We start from the raw sequence: 21,864 nt of genomic DNA, 5'->3' as shown, positions 1-21,864 counted from the left end.
GGTGAGAAAAAATAACAAGGCCGGGCGGTGTCTGCCGCCCGGCCTTTCCAGTTACCGGGCCATGAGCCCCAGGTTCTGGTCGGAAATGAAGTTGGAAAAGCTATAGAGCACCGCTACGGCGTCAATGTCATTTTCTTCCACATAGGTTTTGACACTGGTGGCGTTGTAGCGCAGGTCGAAGAGGTGGATCTCCGAAAAACGCTGGGTGAGGAAGGGAGCCAGGGAATCGGAGTAAGAGTCTCGGATGAGGAGTACCTTGGGGGCATCCTCCTGCTGGGTGTGGATGACCCGCAGGCCCTGGACTCCGCCCAGGAAGTAGGAATATTTGTCCTTCTGGTCCAAATAGCTCTCGTCGTAAAGCTGGGTCTGGACGGGAGAGCCGGAGGGATAGGAGGTGACGGTGATCCCCTCCCCGGAAATGTAGGTGTCGATGTGGTCGGGGGCCAGCCAGCGCACGCCGGAGGAGGAGAAGAGGGTGCCGTAGAACTGGTCGGTCACCGTGGTCTTGGTGTAGTTGGCCAGGTCCAAGGGCTCCATTCCCATGGCCTGAAGCAGGGCGTTGGCTCCGTAATAGGCCCCCAGGCTGGTCCAGTGGTGGTCGGTGCGGTAGAAAATTTCTTCCTCCTTGTGCTCCATCAGGGGGGTGATCAAGTCAATGGTGCTAGCTCCGGTGGAGAAGTAGAGCTGATCAATGGTGCTCTGCTGGTCGGCGGAGGGGGCTCCGGCGGGGAGCTTGTCTGCCCAGATACAGGCGGCGGTGGGGATGAGGCCAAAGTAGACCGGCACATTTACATTGCCCACCAGGGTGTCCAGGTAGCCCATGTCCTTGTTCAGCTTATCCATGTCGGGGTCCTCCACCCGGCTGATAAGGGTGTCGTCAGCAGCAAAATAGACGCCGTTGTTCTCGCGCTTTCCGCTCAGCCGCTCACTCCAGGCCTTGAGAGCCACCCAGAAGTCACGGCCCACGATGTGGTCGCTGGCGTAGTCCTCGGCCTGCTCCATGAACTTGCCGTTCTGTAGGTTTTCCAGGGTGAGCTTGGGGGGGCTTTGCAGCACCCGATTTTCCAGGGGGGAGAAGTCCTTATCGGGGAGAAGCGTGCTGATGAGGAGCACACCGCCGATAAAGGCGCAGAATAAAATGGTCAAAAATCGGCTGTATCCTTTGGTCATATCTGCACTTCTCCTTTCTTAAAAGTTCCAGTAGAGGAAGGGGTTATAGGTGCCGTCCACCAGGTAGGCGGTGCACAGGATCAGACCTGCTAAAATGAGCACTGCCCCTGATACCTGGGCCGCCCGCTGGGGCAGGCGGAGGAAGAGGGACTTGCCCAGAGGGGCGCTGGCCAGAGCGGCCACACAGAGAATGGGCAGGTAGCTGATGAGGGAGTAGCCGAAGAAGGCGTCTGCCAGGGGAACGCCGCCCAGGCCGAACATGACCTTCAAGTAGGCGGTGAGCTGATTGAAGTCCTCCAACGCAAAGATGGCCCAGCTCACCAGCACCAAAAACAGGGTGTAGATGTGCCCCACCAGGGCAGGGGCCCGCTCCAGACGCCGAAGGAGAAAAAACTTTTCCAGCATGAGCAGGGCGAAGAAGTATAGGCCCCACATTAGATAGTTCCAACTGGCCCCGTGCCAGATGCCGGTGGCCGCCCACACCACAAACAGGTTAAAGGCCCACCGGGGCTTGGAGCAGCGGTTGCCCCCCAGGGGAATATAGAGGTACTCCCGGAACCAGGTGGACAGAGAGATGTGCCACCGCCGCCAGAACTCAGTGATGCTGCGGGAGATATAGGGGTAGTTGAAGTTGGGCAGAAATTCAAAGCCCAGCATTCGGCCCAGGCCCACTGCCATATCGGAATAACCGGAGAAGTCGAAGTAGATCTGGAAGGTAAAGGCCAGCACACCCAGCCAGGCCCCGGCTACCGTCAGCTCACCGGGGGCCATGGCCTTGTAGGCCTCCCAGAGCATCCCCACATTGTTGGCAATGAGGACCTTTTTGGCCATACCTACCATAAAGACCTGCACGCCGGAGGCAAACTTCTCTGTGGAGCAGGTGCGCTCGTCAATCTGGTCGCCCAGGTCCTTATATTTGATGATCGGACCGGCGATGAGCTGGGGGAAAAGAGCGACGAAGGTGCCAAAGTTCAGGATAGAGCGCTGGGCCCGGGCGTCTCCCCGGTAGACGTCGATGGTGTAGCTCATGGTCTGGAAGGTGTAGAAGGAAATGCCGATGGGCAGGTGGGTGCCCAGCACCGGCATAAAGCCCAAACCGACCGCCTGGAGGGAAGAGGCGATAAAATCCCAGTATTTGAAGAAAAAGAGCAGAGCCAGGTTGAAGATGATGGAAGAGGCCACTGTCCGCCTGGCCGCTTTGTCGTTGCCCCGCTTTTTGTACCGGTCCACCAGCAGACCGTGGGTAAAGTCGATGGCGGTGGACAGGAACATGATGAGCACATAGGTCCGTTCTCCCCAGTAGTAGAAGAGGAGGGAGGAGCACAGCAGCACCACGTTTCGACCCCGGCGGGGGACGAGATAGTAAAGCAGCAGGGTCAGAACCAGAAAGTAGAAGAAAAAGATGGGGGTGGAAAAGACCATGGGGACCTCCTCATGGAAATGGCGGACGAGGGCTCGTCCGCCATTTCAGCAGCTTTATAGGGTAGTATGCCGAAAATGTTTAAAATTAAAACAGAGCATTAAAGTCCTTGACGATGCTGTCACAGTCCTCGCTGACAATCATCATCACATAGTTGCCGTTGGACACCACACGGGAGTCCTCGGTCCACAGGCGGGTGGGCTCGGGATACCAGGCCCCACCGTTGATCATGTTGTCGATGCGGGTCTGGAAGATGGACTTTACAGTGTCCACATCCTTGGAGTCGGAGACCTGAACCAGGGCGATCTCACCCATATTCATGGACAGCATGTTCAGATACACCAGGCACTGCTCGGTCTTGACAGCGGAGAGACCAGCAAAATACTGCTCCATCAGCTGGCTGTCCACGGGCTCGGAGGAGCCGGGGACGTTATAGGTGGAGGAGACGGTGGAATAGAAGGAGGCCAAATCCACCTGGGAGGAACTGGAGGAGCTGCCGCTGGAAGAGGAACTGCCGCTGGAGGAAGAACTGCCACTGGAAGAGCTGCTGCCGCCGGAACTGGAGGAACCGGAGCCCTCGGGCTTGGACTCCTCCTGGGCCTTGCAGTAGACCTTGCAGGTGACGGTCTGGTCACCGGCCACAGCGGTAATGGTGACCGAGCCGGGGGCCACATACGTAACGGTGCCGTCCTCACCAACGGTGGCCACCTTCTCATTGCTGGAAGACCAGGTCACTTTTTCTCCCTCGGGGACGTTGGCCGCCTTCAGACGGAAGGTGGAGCCCACGGTAAACAGGGAGAAGTCCACCCGGTTGAGGGTCATAGCCGTCTGCTCAGGAGCGGGGATAGAGGGCTCGTTAATAGCGCTGCCCTGGCTGGAACTGCTGGAGCTGCTGGAGGAGGCGGAGCCTTCCACGGAGCTGCTGCTGCCGGGCAGGGAGAGGTCGGAAGAGGTGTCGCTGGAGGTGGCGCCGGTCTGGCTGGAGGAGACGCTGCTCTGGTCAGAGGAAGTGCTGCTCTGACTGGAGGAGGCACCATTGCCACAGGAGGCAAGCAGAGCCAGGGAGACGGCGCAGGCCAGGATCAGGGAAAAAGAACGACGTTTCATAAAAAGTGAACTCCTTTCGGGGGTCAAAAATTGAGTGTCAAATTGACCACTTTTGTGTCAGCAATGGGTTTGACGCAGATTTCCCCCAAAAGGTTCCACCTGGAACAAAAAATTTTTTTCTCACTGGCCGGATACCCAGGTGACCAGATTGCCGGTGCGCTCCGTGCGTCCGGGGTAGAGGGGGCCGACAGGGCGGCCCAGAGCCAGGCTGGCGCAGACCCGTTCCTCGTCCTTCACTCCGATCAGGGCGCGCAGGTCAGGGTCGTCGCTGAGAGCGAAGGGCTGATTGATCCACCGAGATGCAACCCCCACCGCGCAGGCGGCCAGCATCATGTTTTCCATGGCGCAGGAGGCGTCCTGGAGGGCCATGGGGTTGTCTTTCCGGTTGGCTACCACCACCAGGGCGGGGGCGGCGTAGCGGCAGTCCCGCCCCTCAAAGCCAGGCAGCTTCTCGCTGACCAGACGGGAAATAGAGGAGAGAATGGCATTGTCTGTAATCACATAAAAGTGGTTCATCTGCCGGTTCATGCCGCTGGGGGCATAGCGCCCCGCCTCCACAATGGCGGCCAGAGTGGGCCGGTCCAGGGGCTCCGGCTGATACTCCTTGCAGCTGCGGCGGTCCAAAATCAAATTTAAAAGGTCCATGTTCTTGTTCATAACCAGGCTCCTTTGTTGAAAACGGAGTCCCGCATTATGACTGCGGGACGGGGCTCATTAGGGACTTCCCCATTATACCAGCACCTTAGAAAAAATACCAGTCTCCAGCCCAATTTCCTCTTGACAAGGGAGGTGAGTCGTGATATGTTTAGATCAAACATATGAATACATGTTCACATGTAAAGAGGTGAGAAAACATGGCTAGACGGGAGCCGCCCTGCTGTGAAGAGATACAGGTGCATACAGACGCGGTGGAACAGGTGCGGAGGTTGCTGCCTCAGGACGAGGTGCTGTATGACCTGGCGGAGCTGTTTAAGATCTTTGGGGACAGTACCCGAGTAAAAATTCTGTATGCCTTATTAGAGGGAGAACTGTGCGTATGCGACATTGCCAGCCTGATGGAGGTGACGCAAAGCGCGGTGTCCCACCAGTTGCGGGTGCTGAAGGGAAGCAAACTGGTGAAGTCTCGCCGAAAGGGAAAGACGGTATATTACTCCTTGGCTGATGAGCACGTGATCAGCATTCTTTCCCAGGGCATGGAGCATATTCTGGAGTAACGGGGCAGGGCCCGGCAGAGTCAGTGATCGGAGAAAAATACAAGGAGAGTGTCTGTCATGAAAAAAACCTTTCGTATGATTGATCTGGATTGTGCTAACTGTGCGGCTAAGATGGAGCAGGCCATTGGAAAGCTGGAGGGCGTGACGGCGGTGAATATCAGCTTCATGACCCAAAAGATGACCCTAGAGGCCGATGACGAACGGTTTGATGAGATCGTGGCCCAGGCGGTGAAGGCCTGCAAAAAGGTGGAGCCGGACTGCCAGGTCGTGGTGAAGTAAAGAAACCGGTGGAGAAACTTTCAAACCCAGGCACTCCCCGGAGAGAGGCCTGGGAAAGGACGGGGCGAGTATGACGAGGAAACAAAAAAAGACCCTTTTGCGGATTCTCCTGGCAGCAGGACTGTTGGTACTGGTTTGGGTGTTGGAGCCCGATACTGCCTGGCTGCTGCCGGATTGGCTGTCCTGGCTGCCCCTGGCGCCTGCTGCCGTGTCCCAGAACGGAGCGGTGGCCCGGTACGCTCCCGGGTGGCTGACGGGAGCGGCCTATCTCATCCCTTACGCCGTGATCGGCTGGGATGTGGCGTGGCGGGCCATTCGAAACATCAAAGACGGCCAGGTCTTTGATGAAAACTTTCTCATGGCGGTGGCCACGGTGGGGGCCTTTGGCTGTGGAGAGTATCGAGAGGGCGTGGCGGTCATGCTCTTCTACCAGGTGGGGGAACTGTTTCAGAGTGTGGCAGTCTCCCGCAGCCGCCAGTCCATTGCCCAGCTGATGGATATCCGGCCCGACTATGCCAATGTGGAGCGGGACGGCACTCTTGTTCAAGTGGACCCGGAGGAGGTGGCGGTGGGGGATATCATCGTCATCAAGCCGGGGGAGCGGGTGCCGCTGGACGGCACCGTGACCGAGGGAACCTCCGCCCTAGATACCGCGGCCCTGACGGGAGAATCCCTGCCCCGGGATGTGGAGCCCGGACAGGAGGTGGTCAGTGGCTGTGTCAACCTCACCGGAGTACTCCGGGTAACGGTGAGCCGGCCCTACGAGGAGTCCACGGTAGCCAAGATTCTGGACCTGGTGGAGAACTCTGCCGCCAAAAAGGCCAAGGCAGAGCATTTTATCACAAAATTTGCCCGGTACTATACTCCGACAGTGGTCTTTGCCGCTCTGGCGCTGGCTGTTCTGCCGCCGGTTTGTAAGCTGGCGGATGACGCTTTGGGGCTGGGACTGCTTCCTAGTCTGGGGCCGGGTGAATGGATGATGTGGGTCCATCGGGCCCTGATCTTCCTGGTGGTCTCCTGCCCCTGTGCCCTGGTAATCTCCATTCCGCTGAGCTTTTTCGGTGGGATCGGGGGAGCGTCCCGACAGGGTATCCTGGTCAAGGGGGGCAATTACTTAGAAGCGCTGGCCCAAGTGGGAATCGTGGTCTTTGACAAAACCGGAACCCTCACCCGGGGACAGTTTGCCGTCACCCAGGTCCATCCCCAGGGGATGACGGAAGAGGAGCTGCTCACTCTGGCTGCCCTGGCAGAACAGTGGAGCAATCACCCCATCGCCCGATCCATCCGTTCCGCGGCTCCCGAAAATCTGGATTGGGAGCGGGCAGCCGGGGCGGAGGAGGAGGCCGGCCACGGCATCAAGGCGGTGGTGGACGGCTGCTCGGTCTGGGTAGGCAATGATAAGCTGATGGAACAGGCCGGGGCGGACTGGGAGCGAAATCCCGGACAGGAGGGCACCGTGGTTCACGTGGCACTGGAAGGCCGGTATGCCGGATGGATCCAGGTGTCGGATCGGGAGAAGGAGGAGGCTGCCCAGGCCATCCGGGAGCTGAAGCAGGCGGGCGTGCGCCGCACGGTCATGCTCACAGGAGATATTCCTGCTGTGGGGGAGGCCCTAGGCCGGAAGCTGGGCCTGGATGAGATCCATGCAGGGCTTTTGCCCCAAGATAAGGTAACATGGGTGGAGCGGCTACTGGAGGAGAAAAAGCCGGAGGAACGGCTGGCCTTTGTGGGGGACGGTATCAATGATGCTCCGGTGCTCTCCCGGGCCGACATCGGGGTGGCTATGGGTGCTATGGGCTCCGACGCCGCCATCGAGGCCGCCGACGTGGTGCTGATGGACGACGATCTGACCAAGCTGTCTGCGGCAGTACGCATTGCCCGGAAGACCCTGGCCATAGTCCGGCAAAACATTGTCTTCGCCCTGGGGGTCAAGTTCCTGGTCTTGGCCTTGTCCGCCGTGGGCCTTGCCAACATGTGGATGGCCGTCTTTGCGGATGTGGGCGTGTCAGTCATTGCCATTTTAAATGCCAGCCGGATGCTGGGAAAGATACGGTAAGAAAAAGGGCTCCCGTTTTTCAACGGAAGCCCTTTCCTTTATTCGCTTAATACGGAGAACAGACTTCCCCACAGATAGTCCAGGTCCTCAAATGGAGTGTTGGCGGAGAGAAGGAAGACGGCGGTCTCCCCTTCTAACAGCCCCGTAACCTCCTGGGATTCCAGCTGCTGCAAAACCTGAGCGGTGTTGTGGCCGGGAAAGCGGACCTCGACGCGCCCACGGTCCTGGTCAGCTGAGAGAACCTGAGGCCCGCCGGGACCGAAATCCTGCAAGCGGGCCTGGAGATGCCGGGTGAGCTGGGCCAGACGGGGACGTAAATCCGGGGGACAGAGGGTCTCTTGATTGAGGATGACTTGTCTCATAGGCGTGTCTCCAGAGGGGTGGTCAGAATGAAGTGGTTGCTTTCCAGCTGGCGCAGGAGGGAGTAGAGGACCCGGGCGGTGTTTTCATCGGCGTCCATGGTGAGGTAGACGCTGCCCGAGTACCGTGCTAAACTGCGGACGGTGGACGAGGCAAAAGTGTTGGCCCCCACAGAGTCGGAGGGGGAGAGAACCTTGGTCTCCGACCAGCACACCCACCCCTCCTCCTCCAGGGCGCTTCGGTGGGCGCTGGGGACATAGGCCACAGTGGTGCGGGTGTGGGCGGTGAGCTGCAGGAGCTGGTTACCCTGTTCCAGCAGGTAGCGGGTATATTCCAAATCGGTCCCCTCTGCCAAAAGACCAATGCTGTGGCCGGTGCCCAGTATCCGCTGAACCAGAAGACCGGACTCCTCCAAAGCCTGGGGAGTAAGGAAAAACATACCAAACACACCCTGATCGTCCAAGGTGTCCAGAATGGAGGTCAGCTGGTCGGCGCTGTGGCACCGAAAGGCCAGGTAGGTGCGCTTATCGGTGGTGGACTCAGAGGGCGTCTCAGGCTCCGGGGTTGGGGTGGGGTCCGGAGTGACCGGGGAAGTCGAGGTGTCGGTAGAGGGGTTTAGGCTCTGGTTATACTCCCGAACTCTGCGCTCGATCAGCTCCCCTGCTGCGTCAATAAAATCGGCGTCAGAAAGGACCACAGAATCGTTTTTGATCCGTACCAGGTAGCCCTGGTCAATGGCGGTATAGGAGCGGGCCAGTCCGAAAAAGTTGCAGACCATATTTAACGGGACATAGGGCTTTCCGTTTCGGATAATGGCCTTGGCATAGTAAATTTCACCGGTGATATCATCCCGGGAGTTGCCGGCTTTCAGATCAAACACCAGGATCTGCCGGGTGCGGTAGAAGGTGACGGTTCCCGATTCCCGGCTGTAGCTGGTGCTGATGTCCAGATCCACGCCGGAAACTTCCCGGCTAAAGACGTTGTATGGCACATAGAGCAGTCCGCCTGACCACAGGGGCATGGTGTCGGACGTGAGGGGAAGCAGGCGGTCATTGACCGACGTAAAATAGAGGTCGGCGGCGGAAACTGGAACGGGAAGGAGAAGCCCCACACACAGAACCAGCGCCAGGAGCTTGGGAAGAATGGACCGGAAGGCCTGTCTCATGGGTACACCTCCAGGAGTAAGATTGGTTGCCAAGCAAATTATAACATAGTATAATCGGATGGGCAAGCGCCCCGGATCTGGGAAGAACAGGGGGTGATTTAATGGGATTTTAATATAGGGTCAACCCTCTTTCAACCCGGTTGTGGTAAGATACTCCTGCAATGAGCCGTGAGCGGCTGGAAAGGAAGGAGCCGTTTCGATGGAAATTACCTTGGAGCAGGTGGAGCGTCTGCGGGAAAAGGCGAATGTGAGTTATGCCCAGGCCAAGCAGGCTTTGGAATACAGCGGGGGCAATCTGTTGGATGCACTGATCTATCTGGAGGAGCAGGGGGTAATCCCACGCCCGGAGGGGTCCTATTACTCCACCAGAAGCGAGGTGCCGCCAGCGCCGGAGCAGGTGCTTCCTGTGGTCTCTGCCCCTCAGACAAAGGGGAAAAAGGAAGCCCGTAAGGGGAAGAAACAACAGGGAGAGCGACCAAATCTGCTGCGTCGGCTGCGCTATTTGCTGCTGGATAACGAGTTGGAGATCTGGCGGCAGGACCAGCCGGTCACCGCTCTTCCGGTGCTGATTTTGATTTTGCTGGTTATTGCGGCCTTTTATATCACCGTACCTGCACTGCTGCTGGGACTGTTTTTTGGGTTCCGTTACCGGTTTTCGGGCCCGGATCTGGAGCGGGAGAGCATCAACCAGGTGATGGGGAGCGTGGCAGATACCGCGGCTGACCTGGGACGGCAGGTGGTGGAGGAGCTGCGCAGCCAGCACGAGAAATATTCGAAAAAACGGGACGATCAGTGAGGTGAACTCCGGCCATGGGAGAGCGGATTTTGTTGGTAGAGGACGAGGAAAAGCTGGCCCGTATGGTAGAGATGGAGCTAAAGTACGAAGGCTATGAGGTAGAAAAGGCCTTTGACGGACGTACCGGTCTGGACCGGGCGCGGTCGGGGGAATTTGACCTCATTTTATTGGATATCATGCTTCCCCAGCTGTCGGGCATGGAGGTGCTGCGCCGGCTGCGGCGGGAGAGCCAGGTGCCGGTGATCATGCTGACCGCCAGGGACAGCGTGATGGATAAGGTATCCGGCCTGGACTCCGGGGCGGACGACTATATTACCAAGCCCTTCGCCATTGAAGAGCTGCTAGCCCGCATCCGGGCGGCTCTCCGGGGAAGAGCAGGCAAGGACAATCCGGTGCTCACAGCCGGGGAGCTGTCCATGGATGTGGCGCGTCACCAGGTTACAGTGAAGGGGCAGGAGGTGGAACTGACCAAGAAGGAGTTTGACCTGCTGCGCCATCTGCTGGAAAATAAGGGCAGGGTGCTCACCCGGGAAGCGCTGCTGGACAGTGTGTGGGGCTTTGACTTTATCGGGGAGACGAACTCTGTGGATGTCTATATCCGGTTTTTGCGCAGCAAGATTGACGAGGCCTTTGGGGTGAAGCTGATCCACACCGTCCGCGGAGTGGGCTATGTCATCCGGGAAGAATAGGGGGAGAATTATGGTTATTGTGTATCAGTCCAATACAGGCTTTACCCAGGAATATGCCCAGATGCTGGGAAAGGCGGAGAAGATGAAGGTCTACGCCCTCGACCAGGACCAGCCGCCCAAGGGAGAAAAGGTGCTGTTTCTTGGCCCGCTGATGGCAGGGCACATCAGCGGTCTGGACGAGGCCAACAAGCGGTTTTCCCTTCAGGCGGTATGTGGAGTGGGGATGAGCCCTCCGGGACAGGATGTGATGAACCGGATGCGCCGGGCCAATTATCTGTCCGATCTCCCTCTGTTTTACCTACAGGGGGGCTGGGCCCCAAAAAAGGTGGGGTGGCTGAAGCGCCGGATGGTGAATATGGTAACCCGGTCGGCCAGAAAAGCGCTGCTGGCAAAGGGAATGCGCACGCCCCAGGAGCAGGAGCAGCTGGACTTTTTAGTCCGGGGCGGCAGCTATGTGGCCTATCAAAATTTGGATGAGGTGCGGACCTGGCTGAAAAATCAGCCCCGCTGACCAAGCAAAAGGGAGGAGCAGTCCTCCTGAGAGGAGGTGCCGGCAGTGGAACGAAAGGGGAGATTTCAGTCCCCACCCCCTACAGATCCCATCACAGCGGTTCGGGATTCCTCCCTGGCACTGCGGCTGAATATAGGATTTTTCCTGCGTCAGCTAGGAATTTTTTTGGTAATGGACCTGGTTCTGGTGGTATTGGCTATGGCAGGCCTGGTCCTGTACGCGGAAAACCGCTGCGCGGATGTGGCCGCTCTCGTAGAGGAGCGGGGTGTGCCTACCCAGGAGGCTCTGGCCTGGATGGAGGCCAGTGACTATACCATTCAGCCGTTGGACCGGGAGCCGGAGGGCTATCATGTGACCGTGTTCTCCTGGCTGCCCGTCCGGCCGGAGATTGCCGACGGCTTGCGCACCTGGGATCTGACCCAGTATTACCGGGTGGAGCAGTCCAACAACGGCAGCCCCTATGCCATCCAGGTGAGTTTGACGGGGCTGTTTGCCACCCTGTACTGGGCAGGCATTGTGCTGTTGGTGTGTCAGGTGCTGGCGCTGGTGTCCAACCTGTTTGGAAACCGGCGATCCATTCGAAGGGTGCTGCGCCCCATTCAGGAACTGGCCTCCACGGCGGCCCGCCTGAACTCCATGACCCATATGTCCCGCCGGGAGCTGGAGAATTTGGCGGACGAGCTGGACAAGATCAACGCCAAGCACCTGGACAGCCGGATTGACCTGCCGGCGACCCAGAAGGAACTGCGCTCTCTGGCCCAGTCCATCAACGACATGCTGGACCGGGTCAACCGGGCTTACAGCGCCCAGATGCGGTTTGTCTCCGATGCCAGCCATGAGCTGCGCACCCCTATTGCGGTCATACAGGGGTATGCCGCCCTGCTGGACCGGTGGGGGAAGTCGGACCCGGAGGCGCTACAGGAATCCATCGATGCCATCCGGGGGGAGGCTGCCTCCATGGAGCGACTGGTGGAACAGCTGCTGTTTTTGGCCCGGGGGGACAACGACTCCCAGCCGGTGAAAAAAGAGCGGTTAGACCTGACGGGTCTGGCGGGAGAGGTTATTCGTGCAGAGGAGATGATTCATCCCCAGCGGACTCTTCTGCCCTGCTGGGGGGAGGAGCCGGTGGCGGTGTTCGCCGATCCGGGGCTTATGAAGCAGGTCATGCGCATCCTCATGGACAACAGCATCAAGTACAGCCCCCCACAGGGCCGGGTGTACCTGCGGGTGACCCAGAGCCAGGGCTATGCCCGGGTGACGGTGCAGGACGAGGGGATGGGCATTCCTCCCCAGGGGATTCCCCATATCTTTGAGCGCTTTTACCGCACCGACCAGTCCCGGGACCGGAAAACGGGAGGGACAGGGCTGGGGCTGTCCATTGCCAAATGGATCATTGACCACCACGGAGGGTGGTTCGAGGTGGTGTCCCGGGTGGATGTGGGAACCCGGATCACCTTTGTCCTCCCCACCATTTCCGCCCCACCCCCGGAAGGAGAGCAGGCAGCTTCTTAAAATAAGACAAAACCCCCGGAGGGGAACCAAACTGCGGTTCCCTTCCGGGGGTTTTTCGTGCATCAAAGGGAGTGGCGGGAGAGAACATCTGCTACCGCCTGGTCATACAGCTGGGGAAAGGGGATCACCGGTGTGGGATCGGGGATGTAAGGAGCCAGGTCCTTTTCAAACCAGATGACGTCGTACCACTTCCCGTCCTTAAATCCGGTGTTCCGGTGAAGGCCGACACGTCGAAAGCCCAGAGACTGGTGCAGTCCCTCGCTGGCTGGGTTAGGGTCGGTGACCACTCCGTAGGCGGTCTTTACCCCCTGAAGGACCAGTAGGTCCATTAAAGCGGAGTACAGCCTGCGGCCGATGCCCCGGCCGGAGGCGGCGCGGTCCAGGTAGATGGACAGCTCTGAATTGAACTGGTAGGCCTCCCGTTCCCGCTCCGGGTGGGCGTAAGCGTATCCCAGCAAGGCTCCCTTTTCTTCCCACACCAGATAGGGGTAGTGTTCCAGGGTGGAGGAGATGCGCTGGGCAAATTCCTCCTGGGTGGGCAGGTCATATTCAAAGGTAATGGGGGTGCGGATGTATTGACTGTAGATGGACAGCAGAGCGGCGCTGTCCTCCGGCCGGGCCAGACGAATGGACATCAGTCAGCCCTCCCCGGTCAGACCCGCACCCGTTCAATGCCCTCCACCGCTTGGCGGACCATGGACTCAATGTCCAGCTTGGACTCGGCCAGCTCCACCTCGCCGGGCAGGGGGCGCAGACGGGGGTGACGGGGGGTAAAGACGGTGCAGCAGTCCTCATAGGGCAGGATGGAGGTGTCATAGGTGCCGATCTTCCGGGACACCTGGACGATCTCCTCCTTGTCCATTCCCACGCAGGGACGGAGGATGGGCAGCTCCACTACGCTTCCGGTGACCGCCATGGCCTCCATGGTCTGGCTGGCCACCTGTCCCAGGCATTCTCCGGTGACCAGGGCCTTGGCTCCGCACCGCTTGGCCACCGCCTGGGAAATGCGCATCATGAATCGGCGCATGATGATGGTGAACAGCTCCTCCGGGCAGGACCGGCGCAGCTCCTCCTGGATGGCGGTGAAGGGGACTACATGGACGGTGAGATGGCCGCACCAGGGGGTGAGCAGACGGGCCAGCTCCAGCACCTTGTCTTTGGCCTCAGGGGAGGTGTAGGGGTAGGAGAAGAAGTGGACCATCTCTAGAGCGACGCCCCGCTTGGCGATCATGTAGCTGGCCACGGGGGAGTCAATGCCGCCGGAGAGCAGGGCCACCGCCCGGCCGTTGATGCCCACAGGCAGTCCGCCCGCTCCGGGCTCCGGATCGGCATGGACAAAGGCGGCATAATCCCGGATTTCCACATATACCGTCAGCTCCGGATGGTGCACGTCCACCTGGAGGTTGGGGTAGAACTCGTCCAGCTCGCCCCCCACATACTGGCTGAGCTGAATGGAGGTCATGGGGAAGGTTTTATCCGCCCGCTTGGTCTCCACTTTAAAGGTGCGGGCGGAGGAGAGAGGGCCGTCCAAATACTCCCGGCAGGCGGCCAGGATGGCGTCCTTGTCCTTTTCGCAGGCCCGGGCCCGGCTCAGGCCCACCACGCCAAAGACCTTCTTCATGGCCTCCCAGGCCCCGTCCATGTCGCAGGAGGGGTCCATGGGCTCCACATAGGTGGTGGACTGGCGGGTATAGACGCGGAATTGTCCCAGCCCATTGAGACGGCGGTGGATATTGGCCTGAAGTTTATCCTCGAAGCTGCGGCGGTTCAGGCCCTTGAGGACCAGTTCGCCCAGCTTGAGCAAAATCATTTCATTCATATTATATTGGTTCCTTTCCACGGAATTGAAGGGTTCTCGGTCATTATACTGAAAATCCTGTGTCCTGTCCAGAGCGGTAGAAGACAACGCCCAAAACAAGCGGTACTTACCGCCGCAGGTATTCCGGCGGCCGGTACTGCAGGGCCTCCGCCAGATGGAAGGACTGGATGCCCGGGCTGCCGTCCAGGTCAGCGATGGTGCGGGCTACCTTTAAAATACGGTCATAGCTCCGGGCGGTCAGTCCCATCCGGTCAAAGGCCCCCTTCATCAGACGCAAGCCGTCCTCGTCCAGTCCACAGAACTGGTCCAGCCCATCCCGGTCCAGACCGGCGTTGGAGGCGCCGTGCTGGCGCTCCCGCTGGCGGCTTCTGGCTTCATTTACCCGGGCGCGTATGGTGGCGGAGGACTGGGAGGGCTGGCGGTGGGCCAGCTCGTCAAAGTCCAGGGCGTCCACCTGGACAAAGAGGTCGATGCGGTCCAGCAGGGGACCGGAGAGGCGGGAGAGGTACTTTTTTACCTCAGCTGGAGTGCAGCGGCACCGGCCGGAGGGATGGCCGTACCAGCCGCAGCGGCAGGGATTCATAGCGCACACCAGCATAAAGCGGCTGGGGTAGGTGACGGTGCCTGAGGCCCGGGAGATCTGGATCTGCCCATCCTCCAGAGGCTGGCGGAGCACCTCCAGCACCTCTTTGGGAAATTCGGGCAGCTCGTCCAAAAAGAGGACCCCCTGGTGAGCCAGGGAGATTTCCCCCGGCTTAGGATTGCTGCCCCCGCCCGCCATCCCCATGGAAGAGATGGTGTGGTGGGGGGAGCGGAAGGGGCGGACGTCAATGAGGGGATGCTCCGGAGAGGTCAGACCCATAACGGAGTGGACCTGGGTGGCCTCTAGGGCTTCCTGGCGGGTCATGCCGGGGAGAATGCCGGGCAGGCGGCGGGCCAGCATGGATTTGCCCGAGCCTGGGGGGCCGGAAAGCAGGATGTTGTGCCCGCCTGCGGCGGCAATTTCCAGGGCGCGCTTGGCCTGCTCCTGGCCCTTGACCTGGGAAAAATTGGGCAGGGCAGTGTCCTGGGGGGCGGGGACCCAGGGACGGGCGGGGGAGATGAGCTCTTCGCCCGACAGGTGGCGGACCAGCTGTCCCACATCCCGAACGGGGTAGATGTCAGGCCCTTGTGCCAAGGTGGCTTCAGGGGCGTTGTCCTCCGGAACGAACAGGGCGCGGATGCCCTCTTCCTTAGCCCGAAGGGCCATGGGCAGCATACCGGCGCAGGGGCGCAGCTGTCCGGACAGGGATAGTTCCCCCAGAAAGGCGCAGTCTGGCTGCTTGACCTGGAGCTGTCCCCCCGCCGCTAAAATGCCCACCAGAATGGGCAGGTCATAGAGGGTACCCTCTTTTTTTACGTGGGCGGGAGCCAGATTGATGGTGATCCGGCTGACGGGAAAGGTGAAGCCACAGTTTTTGATGGCAGAGCGGACCCGGTCCCGGGCCTCGTTGACGGCGGCGTCGGGCAGGCCGACAATGGTGAAGGCCGGCAGTCCGGCGGACAGGTCGCACTCCGCTAAAACGGGATAGCCAGAAATACCGTGCAGTCCCAGGGAGCGAACGGTAAAGACCAAGACGTTCGTCCTCCTTCCAAAATTAGGGAACGAAGTAATAAAACCATTGTACTTGGTTTTTTGAGGAAATGCAATGGACCCTATGGCATTTTCCTTATGGTTTGGGCGTTATGCCCTAGAAAAAGCAAGAAAAATTTCATTCTTTGGATTTACAAATGGAGGGAAAAGTGATACACTTATGGGCGTCGAAATAGACGTTTCCGCTCCCCACTGCCGGGGAGCGGTACTGTCATGTGCAGTTATAGTCAAACGCTTATAAAGATTATAAGCGATGTATGCATATGCATATGACGGAAGAAGCGGCAGTTCTGTATGGAATATGGACAGGCGGTTCTCGCTGCCGGTCCGACCAAATAAGGAAGAAAGTAGGGAACTCTATGGCAAGAAAGTTCAAAACCATGGACGGCAACAATGCGGCAGCCTATGTCAGCTACGCCTTCACCGAGGTAGCCGGCATCTACCCCATCACTCCGTCCAGCCCCATGGCCGACTATGTGGACCAGTGGGCGGCTCAGGGCCAGAAGAATATCTTCGGCACCACCGTGAAGGTCATCGAGATGCAGTCTGAGGCCGGTGCTGCCGGCACCGTGCACGGCTCTCTGAACGCCGGTGCTCTGACCACCACCTACACCGCCTCTCAGGGCCTGCTGCTGATGATCCCCAATATGTACAAGATCGCCGGCGAGCTGCTGCCCTGCGTGTTCCACGTCTCCGCCCGTACCGTGGCTGCCCAGTCTCTGAACATCTTCGGCGATCACTCCGACGTGATGGCCTGCCGTCAGACCGGTTTTGCCATGCTGGCTGAGGGCAACGTGCAGGAGGTTATGGACCTGGCTCCCGTGGCTCATCTGTCCGCCATCAAGGGCCGCGTCCCCTTCATCAACTTCTTCGACGGTTTCCGCACCTCCCACGAGATCCAGAAGATCGCCATTTGGGACTACAAGGATCTGGCCGAGATGGTGGACATGGACGCCGTGGAGGCCTTCCGTGCCCGCGCTCTGAACCCCGAGCACCCCACCATGCGCGGCTCCCACGAGAACGGCGACATCTTCTTCCAGCACCGCGAGGCCTGCAACCCCTACTACGAGGCTCTGCCTGAGATCGTAGAGGAGTACATGGGCAAGATCAACGCCAAGCTGGGCACCGACTACAAGCTGTTCAACTACTACGGCGCTGCCGATGCCGACCGGGTCATCATCGCCATGGGCTCCATCTGCGACGTGGCTGAGGAGGTCATTGACTACCTCAACGCTCACGGGGAGAAGGTGGGCCTGATCAAGGTCCGTCTGTACCGCCCCTTCCGCGCCGACAAGCTGATCGCCGCTATCCCCGCCACCGCCAAGAAGATTGCCGTTCTGGACCGCACCAAGGAGCCCGGCGCTCTGGGCGATCCTCTGTACCTGGACGTCATCACCGCTCTGGCCGGCGCCGGCATCACCGACAAGACCGTTGTGGCCGGCCGTTACGGCCTGGGCTCCAAGGATACGCCTCCCAAGAGCGTGTTCGCCGTGTATGAGAACCTGGCCAAGGCTGAGCCCAAGAACCACTTCACCATCGGCATCGTGGACGACGTGACCGGTTCCTCCCTGGAGGAGACCACCTCTCACAACACCGCTGCCGAGGGCACCATCGAGTGCAAGTTCTGGGGCCTGGGCGGCGACGGCACCGTGGGCGCCAACAAGAACTCCATCAAGATCATCGGCGACCACACCGACAAGTACGTGCAGGCTTACTTCCAGTACGACTCCAAGAAGACCGGCGGCGTGACCATCAGCCACCTGCGCTTCGGCGATAAGCCCATCAAGAGCCCCTACTACATCAACAAGGCCGACTTCGTGGCCTGCCACAACCCCTCCTACGTGACCAAGGACTTCCCCATGGTCCGTGACGTCAAGCCCGGCGGCGTGTTCATGATCAACTGCCAGTGGTCCGACGAGGAAGTGGCCCACCACCTGTCCGCCAACGCCAAGCGTTACATCGCGGAGAACAACATCCAGCTGTACACCATCAACGCCATCGACCTGGCCCGGGAGATCGGTATGGGCAAGCGCACCAACACCATTCTCCAGTCCGCCTTCTTCGCTCTGGCCAAGGTGATGCCCGAGGCTGAGGCTATCCAGTACATGAAGGATGCCGCCACTCACTCCTACCTGAAGAAGGGCCAGGACATCGTGGACATGAACCACAAGGCCATCGACGCCGGCGCCACCGCCTTCAAGAAGTACGAGGTGCCCGAGTCCTGGAAGAACGCCGTGGACGAGCCCAAGGAGAGCAAGCTCACCGGTCCCGCCAAGCTGATCAAGATGGTAGAGAACATCCTGGAGCCCGTGGACCGTATGGACGGCGACAGCCTGCCTGTTTCCGCTTTCGTGGACCACGTGGACGGCACCTTCGAGCTGGGCGCTGCCGCCTATGAGAAGCGCGGCGTGGCCGTCTCCGTGCCCACCTGGGATTCCACCAAGTGTATCCAGTGCAACCAGTGCGCTTACGTCTGCCCCCACGCCACTATCCGTCCCTTCGCCCTGACCGAGGAGGAGGCCAAGAACGCCCCCGCCGCCGCCAAGATCGTGGACGTGAAGGCCGGCAAGGGCAAGGGCCAGTACAAGTTCTCCATCGCCATCAGCCCCCTGGATTGTATGGGCTGCTCTGTCTGTGCCAACGTGTGTCCCACCAAGGCTCTGACCATGGTCAACCAGGAGGAGGAGCTGGCTCAGCAGGACGTGTTCAACTACATGGTTGCCAACGTCTCCGTCAAGGAGGATGTGGCCGACCTGACCGTGAAGGGCAGCCAGTTCAAGAAGCCCATGCTGGAGTTCTCCGGCTCCTGCGCCGGCTGTGCCGAGACCGCTTATGCCCGTCTCATCACCCAGCTGTTCGGCGACCGGATGTATATCTCCAACGCCACCGGCTGTTCCTCCATCTGGGGCGGCCCCGCTGCTACCTCTCCCTACGCCACCAACGCCGAGGGTCATGGTCCCGCTTGGGCCAACTCCCTGTTCGAGGATAACGCCGAGCACGGTCTGGGCCTGTACCTGGGCCAGAAGGCTATCCGCAACCGCTTGATCGCCAAGCTGGAGGCCATGGCTGCTGCCGAGGCCACTCCCGCCGAGGCCAAGGCCGCTATTCAGGCCTTCCTGGATACCAAGGAGGATGGCTCCGCCAACGGCGCTGCCACCAAGGCTCTGGTTGCTGAGCTGGAGAAGGGCGCCGCTGCCGGCTGCGCTGACTGCAAGGCCGTTCTGGCTGAGAAGTCCTACCTGTCCAAGAAGTCCGTGTGGATCTTCGGCGGCGACGGCTGGGCTTACGACATCGGCTTCGGTGGTGTGGACCACGTCCTGGCTTCCGGCGAGGATGTAAACGTCTTCGTCTTCGACACCGAGGTGTACTCCAACACTGGCGGACAGGCTTCCAAGGCCTCCAACATCGGCCAGGTGGCTCAGTTCGCTGCTGCCGGTAAGACCGTGGCCAAGAAGTCCCTGGCTGAGATCGCCATGACCTACGGCTACGTCTATGTGGCTCAGGTGGCTATGGGCGCCAATCCCAACCAGACCCTGAAGGCCATTGCTGAGGCCGAGGCCTATCATGGTCCTTCTCTGATCATCGGCTACGCTCCCTGTGAGATGCACTCCATCAAGGGCGGCATGGCTAACTGCCAGTCCGAGATGAAGAAGGCCGTGGAGTGCGGCTACTGGAACCTGTTCCGGTTCAACCCCGCCGCCAAGGCCGAGGGAAAGAACCCCTTCACTCTGGACTCCAAGGCCCCCGCTGGCGGCTATCAGGAGTTCCTGATGAACGAGGCCCGCTACTCCAGCCTGACCCGTTCCTTCCCCGACCGCGCCAAGGAGCTCTTCGCTCTGAACGAGGAGACCGCCAAGAAGCGCTACGACAAGCTGACCCGTCTGGAGAAGATGTACGGCGAGGAGTAATTCCTGCGAAATCCAAGAATAAAAGCCCGGGCAGACCATATGGTCTGCCCGGGCTTTTTCGTGGAAGGAAACCACTCACCCAGAAAAGTAACTTTGTCTATACGAAAAAGTCCCGCCGCCGGGCTGAGCCGGTGGCGGGAAAAGGTAAGGAAACTGGGATGCTGAAATTACAGCAGACCCAACAGGTGCTGCATAGATAAGCTGACAACGGTGATTCCCACCCAGCAGCTGGCTCCCAGAAGGATGGGCTTGGAACCAGTTTTCACCAGCTTGACTAGGTCAGTGTTCAGACCGATGGCTGCCATAGCCAAGATGATAAAGAACTTGGACAGCTCCTTCAGAGGCTGGAAAATGGCGGGGTCGGCACCGGCCAGAGTGGAGAGGGTCGTGATGATGGAGGCTAGGACAAAGAACAGGATGAAGAAGGGGAACACCTTTTTCAGGCTGAAGGAGCCGGTGGTGGTGTTGTCGCCCTGTTTGGCCCGCCAGGTCCGCCAGAAAGCCAGCGCCAGCGTGATGGGGATGATCGCCAGGGTGCGGGTGAGCTTGACAATGGTGGCGTATTTCAACACGGCCCCGTTGGTGCCATGAAGGGTGTCCCAGGTGGAGGCGGCCGCTGTGACGGAGGAGGTATCGTTGACGGCGGTACCGGCAAAAAGACCGAATCCGTCATTGGTCATTCCAAGGACGCCGCCCAGAGTGGGGAAGATCAGAGCCGCTAAAATGTTGAAGAGGAAGATAACGGAGATGGATTGGGCGATTTCCTCATCATCCGCCCCAATGACAGGGGCGGTGGCGGCAATGGCGGAGCCGCCGCAGATGGAGGAACCCACTCCCACCAGAACGGCAATGTTGTTGGGCATGGTGAGGTATTTTCGCAGCAGGAAGGCGGTAAGCAGCGAGGTGGCAATGGTGGAGCAGATAATGGGCAGGGACTGAGCGCCCACCTTTGCGATCTCGGACAGATTCAGGCCAAAGCCCAGAAGGATGACTGCATACTGCAGAATTTTTTTCGAAGTGTAGGCGATGCCCGCTTGGTAACGGGTTCTCTCGTAGAGGAATAGGGAGACCACCATGCCAAGTAAAATAGCAATCACAGGGCCGCCGATGACGGGAAAGACACGGCCCAACAAAAAGCTGGGAATGGCAAGAATCAAACACAGCACCACACCAGGGCCGACTTTTTTCAAGAAATCCATCGTTATCTCTCTTTTCGTTCTATATTTTTCCTATGGACATCTTGATTATAAACCAGATTATTGATAAAATAAAATTAAGAATCCTAATGTATCCATAAATTATTTTAATGGGTGATGTACCATGTTGGACCCTCGCTGGAATACCTTTTTAATCCTGTGTGAGACCATGAATTATACCCGGGCGGCGGAGCGGCTGTGTCTGACCCAGCCGGCAGTGACCCACCATATCCGGTATTTGGAAGAGCACTACGGCTGCCGGCTGTTTGTGTATGAGGGGAAGGTGCTCCGGCTCACGGAGCAGGGGCTGCGCTTGCGGGAGCTGGCCCGGTCTTTGGCCTATAACAGCCAGAAGGTGGAGGAGGCTATGGCCGTGGATGTGCCCATGTCCTTGCGGGTGGGGGCATCCAAAACCATCGGGGAATATGTCATCGCTCCCAAAGTGGAGAAGTTTCTCCGTGCCCATCCGGAGGCTACCTTTTCCCTTATGGTGGATAATACCTCCGTATTACTCCAGGAATTGGAGGGAGGTCGGCTGGATTTTGCGCTGGTGGAGGGATTTTTTCAGCGGGACCGGTATGAATCCACGCTCTATCGGAAGGAAGAATTTTTTGGGGTTTGTCCCTCGGGGCATCGGTTGGCCGGACGGGTGGTGCCGGTGGAGGAGCTGGCGGGGGAGCGACTGATTGTCCGGGAGTCCGGGTCCGGGACACGGGCGATTTTTGAAGAAGCACTCCACCGGCAGAACTATGCCCTGTACGGCTTTCCGAATGTAGTGACCATCAGCGACTTTTCCACCATCAAATCCCTGGTGGCCGACGGCTTAGGGGTATCATTTTTGTATGCCCCGGTGGTGGAAAAGGAGCTGGAGCAGGGGACCTTGGCTCGTTTTGATTTAGAGGGGATCCCCATGGGCGGAGCCTTTTATTTTGTGTGTCTAAAGGATAATCTGTTTTCCAGCGCCTGGGCAGACTGGATACAGTAATTGGAACGCAGGAAGCAAAACAAATCCCCTTCCGTGTCCCGGTT

General features: G+C 59.2%; 19 protein-coding genes. 9 read left to right on the top strand and 10 right to left on the bottom strand.

All coding sequences use genetic code 11. The features are described 5' to 3' along the window. Nucleotides 1-51: 51 nt before the first annotated feature. From B5E43_RS03325 to B5E43_RS03310, 4 genes are all read right to left on the bottom strand, one after another. Entirely contained in the window at nt 52-1,170 is a 1,119-nt protein-coding gene (locus tag B5E43_RS03325) for a DHHW family protein (RefSeq protein WP_087393606.1), read from the bottom strand. An 18-nt stretch (nt 1,171-1,188) separates the two neighbouring features. Beyond that, complete coding sequence (locus B5E43_RS03320; RefSeq protein ID WP_087393604.1) at nt 1,189-2,592, bottom strand: MBOAT family O-acyltransferase; 1,404 nt, start codon at nt 2,590-2,592, stop codon at nt 1,189-1,191. 85 nt (nt 2,593-2,677) lie between these two features. Then, nucleotides 2,678-3,697 (bottom strand): DUF4358 domain-containing protein, encoded by a 1,020-nt coding sequence (locus B5E43_RS03315; RefSeq protein WP_087393602.1) that lies wholly within the window; start codon nt 3,695-3,697, stop codon nt 2,678-2,680. Between the two features lie 120 nt (nt 3,698-3,817). Beyond that, nucleotides 3,818-4,354 carry a nitroreductase family protein gene (locus B5E43_RS03310; protein WP_087393600.1) on the bottom strand — a complete coding sequence of 179 codons (537 nt, stop codon included), beginning with the start codon at nt 4,352-4,354 and terminating at the stop codon, nt 3,818-3,820. 197 nt (nt 4,355-4,551) lie between these two features. Here B5E43_RS03310 and B5E43_RS03305 point away from each other — a divergent pair, with 197 nt between their 5' ends. From B5E43_RS03305 to B5E43_RS03295, 3 genes are all read left to right on the top strand, one after another. Beyond that, on the top strand, nt 4,552-4,911 hold the full coding sequence (locus B5E43_RS03305; protein WP_087393598.1) for a metalloregulator ArsR/SmtB family transcription factor: 360 nt from the start codon (nt 4,552-4,554) through the stop codon (nt 4,909-4,911). Between the two features lie 57 nt (nt 4,912-4,968). Further along, nucleotides 4,969-5,190, top strand: a complete 222-nt coding sequence (locus B5E43_RS03300; RefSeq protein ID WP_087393596.1) for a heavy metal-associated domain-containing protein — start codon at nt 4,969-4,971, stop codon at nt 5,188-5,190. A 70-nt stretch (nt 5,191-5,260) separates the two neighbouring features. Beyond that, complete coding sequence (locus B5E43_RS03295; RefSeq protein ID WP_087393594.1) at nt 5,261-7,246, top strand: heavy metal translocating P-type ATPase; 1,986 nt, start codon at nt 5,261-5,263, stop codon at nt 7,244-7,246. A 38-nt stretch (nt 7,247-7,284) separates the two neighbouring features. Here B5E43_RS03295 and B5E43_RS03290 read toward each other — a convergent pair whose 3' ends face one another. Both B5E43_RS03290 and B5E43_RS03285 read right to left on the bottom strand, forming a co-directional pair. Continuing rightward, a complete protein-coding gene (locus B5E43_RS03290; protein ID WP_087393593.1) occupies nt 7,285-7,608 on the bottom strand; it encodes a hypothetical protein in 324 nt (107 codons plus the stop codon). Further along, nucleotides 7,605-8,771, bottom strand: coding sequence for a hypothetical protein (locus tag B5E43_RS03285; protein WP_087393591.1), 1,167 nt, complete (start codon nt 8,769-8,771; stop codon nt 7,605-7,607). Before B5E43_RS03285 ends, B5E43_RS03290 begins: the two co-directional genes overlap by 4 nt. Nucleotides 8,772-8,970: 199 nt before the next feature. Between B5E43_RS03285 and B5E43_RS03280 the strand changes: the two genes are divergently transcribed. Genes B5E43_RS03280 through B5E43_RS03265 form a run of 4 tightly spaced genes read left to right on the top strand, consistent with a single transcriptional unit; the run spans nt 8,971 to nt 12,279 of the window. Next, nucleotides 8,971-9,567: a hypothetical protein gene (locus tag B5E43_RS03280; protein ID WP_087393589.1), complete on the top strand. Its 597-nt coding sequence runs from the start codon at nt 8,971-8,973 to the stop codon at nt 9,565-9,567. 14 nt (nt 9,568-9,581) lie between these two features. Then, complete coding sequence (locus tag B5E43_RS03275; RefSeq protein ID WP_087393587.1) at nt 9,582-10,256, top strand: response regulator transcription factor; 675 nt, start codon at nt 9,582-9,584, stop codon at nt 10,254-10,256. Between the two features lie 10 nt (nt 10,257-10,266). Beyond that, the gene (locus B5E43_RS03270) at nt 10,267-10,767 is read left to right on the top strand and encodes a hypothetical protein (RefSeq protein ID WP_087393586.1); all 501 of its coding nucleotides are present in this window, start codon (nt 10,267-10,269) and stop codon (nt 10,765-10,767) included. Nucleotides 10,768-10,812: 45 nt separating this feature from the next. Further along, nucleotides 10,813-12,279, top strand: coding sequence for a HAMP domain-containing sensor histidine kinase (locus tag B5E43_RS03265; protein WP_242964688.1), 1,467 nt, complete (start codon nt 10,813-10,815; stop codon nt 12,277-12,279). A 62-nt stretch (nt 12,280-12,341) separates the two neighbouring features. Here B5E43_RS03265 and B5E43_RS03260 read toward each other — a convergent pair whose 3' ends face one another. The 3 genes from B5E43_RS03260 to B5E43_RS03250 all read right to left on the bottom strand — a co-directional run bounded on the left by B5E43_RS03260 (nt 12,342) and on the right by B5E43_RS03250 (nt 15,713). Further along, nucleotides 12,342-12,914 carry a GNAT family N-acetyltransferase gene (locus B5E43_RS03260; RefSeq protein WP_087393584.1) on the bottom strand — a complete coding sequence of 191 codons (573 nt, stop codon included), beginning with the start codon at nt 12,912-12,914 and terminating at the stop codon, nt 12,342-12,344. Nucleotides 12,915-12,931: 17 nt separating this feature from the next. Then, nucleotides 12,932-14,098, bottom strand: a complete 1,167-nt coding sequence (gene thiI, locus B5E43_RS03255; protein ID WP_087393582.1) for a tRNA uracil 4-sulfurtransferase ThiI — start codon at nt 14,096-14,098, stop codon at nt 12,932-12,934. 106 nt (nt 14,099-14,204) lie between these two features. Further along, entirely contained in the window at nt 14,205-15,713 is a 1,509-nt protein-coding gene (locus B5E43_RS03250; protein ID WP_087393580.1) for a YifB family Mg chelatase-like AAA ATPase, read from the bottom strand. 377 nt (nt 15,714-16,090) lie between these two features. Between B5E43_RS03250 and nifJ the strand changes: the two genes are divergently transcribed. After that, nucleotides 16,091-19,639, top strand: a complete 3,549-nt coding sequence (gene nifJ, locus B5E43_RS03245; RefSeq protein ID WP_087393578.1) for a pyruvate:ferredoxin (flavodoxin) oxidoreductase — start codon at nt 16,091-16,093, stop codon at nt 19,637-19,639. A 167-nt stretch (nt 19,640-19,806) separates the two neighbouring features. On the opposite strand, the gene B5E43_RS03240 is transcribed toward nifJ, so the two are convergent. Next, the gene (locus B5E43_RS03240; protein ID WP_087393576.1) at nt 19,807-20,838 is read right to left on the bottom strand and encodes a YeiH family protein; all 1,032 of its coding nucleotides are present in this window, start codon (nt 20,836-20,838) and stop codon (nt 19,807-19,809) included. A 121-nt stretch (nt 20,839-20,959) separates the two neighbouring features. Between B5E43_RS03240 and B5E43_RS03235 the strand changes: the two genes are divergently transcribed. Next, nucleotides 20,960-21,820 carry a LysR family transcriptional regulator gene (locus B5E43_RS03235; protein ID WP_087393574.1) on the top strand — a complete coding sequence of 287 codons (861 nt, stop codon included), beginning with the start codon at nt 20,960-20,962 and terminating at the stop codon, nt 21,818-21,820. Nucleotides 21,821-21,864 lie beyond the last annotated feature (44 nt).

This window comes from Flavonifractor sp. An100 (assembly GCF_002161175.1).
GTDB lineage: Bacteria > Bacillota > Clostridia > Oscillospirales > Oscillospiraceae > Lawsonibacter.
This window is presented reverse-complemented; position numbering and strand designations above follow the sequence as displayed.

What these genes read in the sequence shown, in the direction of transcription:
- B5E43_RS03325 (WP_087393606.1), bottom strand. Translation starts at nt 1,170, where the DNA reads ATGACCAAAGGATACAGCCGATTTTTGACCATTTTATTCTGCGCCTTT.
- B5E43_RS03320 (WP_087393604.1), bottom strand. Translation starts at nt 2,592, where the DNA reads ATGGTCTTTTCCACCCCCATCTTTTTCTTCTACTTTCTGGTTCTGACC.
- B5E43_RS03315 (WP_087393602.1), bottom strand. Translation starts at nt 3,697, where the DNA reads ATGAAACGTCGTTCTTTTTCCCTGATCCTGGCCTGCGCCGTCTCCCTG.
- B5E43_RS03310 (WP_087393600.1), bottom strand. Translation starts at nt 4,354, where the DNA reads ATGAACAAGAACATGGACCTTTTAAATTTGATTTTGGACCGCCGCAGC.
- B5E43_RS03305 (WP_087393598.1), top strand. Translation starts at nt 4,552, where the DNA reads ATGGCTAGACGGGAGCCGCCCTGCTGTGAAGAGATACAGGTGCATACA.
- B5E43_RS03300 (WP_087393596.1), top strand. Translation starts at nt 4,969, where the DNA reads ATGAAAAAAACCTTTCGTATGATTGATCTGGATTGTGCTAACTGTGCG.
- B5E43_RS03295 (WP_087393594.1), top strand. Translation starts at nt 5,261, where the DNA reads ATGACGAGGAAACAAAAAAAGACCCTTTTGCGGATTCTCCTGGCAGCA.
- B5E43_RS03290 (WP_087393593.1), bottom strand. Translation starts at nt 7,608, where the DNA reads ATGAGACAAGTCATCCTCAATCAAGAGACCCTCTGTCCCCCGGATTTA.
- B5E43_RS03285 (WP_087393591.1), bottom strand. Translation starts at nt 8,771, where the DNA reads ATGAGACAGGCCTTCCGGTCCATTCTTCCCAAGCTCCTGGCGCTGGTT.
- B5E43_RS03280 (WP_087393589.1), top strand. Translation starts at nt 8,971, where the DNA reads ATGGAAATTACCTTGGAGCAGGTGGAGCGTCTGCGGGAAAAGGCGAAT.
- B5E43_RS03275 (WP_087393587.1), top strand. Translation starts at nt 9,582, where the DNA reads ATGGGAGAGCGGATTTTGTTGGTAGAGGACGAGGAAAAGCTGGCCCGT.
- B5E43_RS03270 (WP_087393586.1), top strand. Translation starts at nt 10,267, where the DNA reads ATGGTTATTGTGTATCAGTCCAATACAGGCTTTACCCAGGAATATGCC.
- B5E43_RS03260 (WP_087393584.1), bottom strand. Translation starts at nt 12,914, where the DNA reads ATGTCCATTCGTCTGGCCCGGCCGGAGGACAGCGCCGCTCTGCTGTCC.
- thiI (WP_087393582.1), bottom strand. Translation starts at nt 14,098, where the DNA reads ATGAATGAAATGATTTTGCTCAAGCTGGGCGAACTGGTCCTCAAGGGC.
- nifJ (WP_087393578.1), top strand. Translation starts at nt 16,091, where the DNA reads ATGGCAAGAAAGTTCAAAACCATGGACGGCAACAATGCGGCAGCCTAT.
- B5E43_RS03240 (WP_087393576.1), bottom strand. Translation starts at nt 20,838, where the DNA reads ATGGATTTCTTGAAAAAAGTCGGCCCTGGTGTGGTGCTGTGTTTGATT.
- B5E43_RS03235 (WP_087393574.1), top strand. Translation starts at nt 20,960, where the DNA reads ATGTTGGACCCTCGCTGGAATACCTTTTTAATCCTGTGTGAGACCATG.